This is a genomic window from Streptomyces sp. NPDC031210 (assembly GCF_055570395.1).
Genome location: NZ_JBVIHH010000038.1, coordinates 1 through 2,844 on the forward strand (window position 1 = coordinate 1; position 2,844 = coordinate 2,844).

Sequence of the window (2,844 nt, forward strand, 5' to 3'; positions counted from 1 at the left end):
GGGTGGTACGGGTGCGTTGGGTCGTCGGGTGGCGTTGTGGGCTGCGCGGCGGGGGGCCGAGCGTGTGGTGTTGGCGAGTCGGCGGGGTGCCGATGCGGCGGGTCTGGAATCCCTGGAGGCGGAGTTCGGTGGATTGGGGGTGGAGCTGAGCGTTGCCGCTTGTGATGTGGCGGATCGTGAGGCGGTTGGGGCTTTGTTGGGGTCGTTGCCGGGTCTGTCGGCGGTGGTGCATACGGCGGGTGTGCTGGACGACGGGGTGTTGGAGGGCTTGTCGCCGGAGCGGGTGGCGGGTGTGCTGCGGGCGAAAGCCGATGCGGCGGCGGTCCTGGACGAGCTGACCCGTGATCTGGACCTCGACCTTGACGCCTTTGTCCTCTTCTCCTCCGTCGTCGGCACTCTCGGACGTGCGGGACAGGGGAACTTCGCCGCGGCCAATGCCGCTTTGGACGCTCTGGCGCAGCAGCGTCACGACCTCGGTCTGCCCGCGACATCCCTGGCCTGGGGTCCGTGGAACGCGGGCGGTGTAGCCGGGGGCGCGGTCGGAGAGGAGCTGCGCAGGCGCGGACTTCCCGGCCTCGATGCCGACCTGGCACTGGACGCGATGGCGCAGGCGGTGGGGAGTGGCGAGGCTGCCGTGATGGTCGCGGACGTGGACTGGGAGCGCTTCGTGCCCTCGTTCACCGCGGCCCGGCCCAGCCTCCTCATCGCCGACCTGCCGGACGTACGCACGTCTCGGACTGCTACTGCGCCCCCCGTGGGAGGGGAGGGCGAGGGCGCGACCTCGTCGCTGGCGCAGCGACTGGCGGGCCGGTCCGCGGCCGAGGCGGAGCACCTGCTGCTGGAGCTTGTCCGCAACCAGGCCGCGGCCGTGTTGGGGCACGCGTCGGCCGACGCGGTGGGAGAGACCCAGGCGTTCAAGGACATCGGCTTTGATTCGCTGACGGCGGTCGAACTCCGCAACCGACTCAAGACGGAGACGGGTCTGCGACTGGCCCCGACCCTGGTCTTCAACTACCCGACTCCCAAGGCACTGGCGCGCCACCTGTACGGCGAAATGTCCGGCGCGGCCGTGGCGCGGTCGGAGACCGCGCCGGCGGCCCCGGTTGCCGCGCTGCCTGCCGTCGATGACGACCCGATCGTCATTGTGTCGATGGCGTGTCGTTTTCCGGGTGGGGTGGGTTCGCCGGAGGAGCTGTGGCGGCTGGTGGCCGAGGGTGGTGATGCTGTTTCGGTGTTCCCGGCGGATCGTGGTTGGGATGTCGAGTCGCTGTATGACGCGGATCCGGATCACGCGGGGACGTCGTATGTGCGTGAGGGCGGCTTCCTTTACGGTGCCGCCGAGTTCGACCCTGCGTTCTTCGGGATCTCGCCGCGTGAGGCGCTGGCGATGGACCCGCAGCAGAGGCTGCTGCTGGAGACGTCGTGGGAGGCGTTCGAGCGCGCCGGAATCAATCCGGAAGCCCTGCGCGGCAGCCGGTCCGGGGTCTTCATGGGCGTGGTGTCGCAGGACGACTACGGGCCTCGGATGAGTGAGGCGCCGGAGGAGTTCGAGGGCTACCTGCTCACCGGCACCGCCGCGAGCGTGGTCTCGGGTCGGCTGTCCTACACGTTCGGGCTGGAGGGCCCGGCGGTGACGGTGGACACCGCGTGCTCGTCGTCGCTGGTGGCGCTGCACATGGCGGCGCAGGCCCTGCGTCAGGGTGAATGCACCCTGGCCCTGGCCGGCGGCGCGACCGTCATGTCCACACCGGGAACATTCGTGGAGTTCAGTCGTCAGCGGGGGCTGGCGGCGGATGGTCGGTGCAAGGCGTTCGCGGCCGGTGCGGACGGCACCGGTTGGGGCGAGGGTGTCGGCGTGCTGGTTCTGGAGCGGTTGTCGGACGCCCGCCGTAACGGCCATGAGGTGCTGGCCGTGGTGCGTGGCACGGCGGTGAACCAGGACGGTGCGAGCAACGGCCTGACCGCCCCCAATGGCCCGTCGCAGGAGCGCGTCATCCGCCAGGCCCTCGCCCAGGCCCGCCTCACCCCGGACCAGGTGGATGTGGTGGAGGCGCACGGTACGGGGACGCGGCTGGGTGATCCGATCGAGGCGCAGGCGTTGTTGGCGACGTATGGGCAGGGTCGGGATGGCGGGCGGCCTTTGTGGTTGGGGTCGTTGAAGTCGAATGTGGGGCATACGCAGGCGGCTGCGGGTGTCGGTGGTGTCATCAAGATGGTGATGGCGATGCGGCATGGTGTGTTGCCGCGGACGTTGCATGTGGATGAGCCGTCGCGGCATGTGGATTGGTCGGCGGGTGCGGTGGAGTTGCTGACGGAGGAGCGGGATTGGCCTTCGGATGCGGGTCGGGTGCGGCGTGCGGGTGTGTCGTCGTTCGGTGTGAGTGGCACGAACGCGCACGCGATCATCGAGCAGGCCCCCGTCGTTGAGGCGGGGGAGTTGGAGCGGCGGACGGCGGGTGTTCCGGGCGTCGTGCCGTGGATGGTCTCCGGTCGCAGTGCCGGTGCGTTGCGGGCGCAGGCGGAGCGGCTGCGGTCCCACGTGGCGGCCCGGCCCGAACTGGAACCGGCCGATGTGGCGTTCTCCCTGGCGACGGGGCGGGCCGCGATGGAGAACCGCGCGGTCGTCCTCGCGTCGGACCGGCCCGGTTTGCTTGACGCCCTGGAAGCGGTTTCTCAGGGCGAGACAGCGGCCGGCGTGGTCGAGGGCCAAGTTGCCGGTGGTCCTGGTCGGGTTGGGTTTTTGTTTTCCGGTCAGGGTTCGCAGCGGGTGGGTATGGGGCGTGTTTTGTATGGGGCGTTTCCGGTTTTTGCTGCGGCTGTGGATGAGGTGTGTGGGGTTTTTGA

Annotated in this window: 1 protein-coding gene; it reads left to right on the top strand. The window is 69.8% G+C overall.

Annotation, left to right across the window (positions count from 1 at the left end; translation table 11 throughout):
• Positions 1-2,844 (top strand): type I polyketide synthase (locus ACZ45Z_RS33225; protein WP_468370606.1); only part of this gene is annotated, 2,844 nt, incomplete at both ends.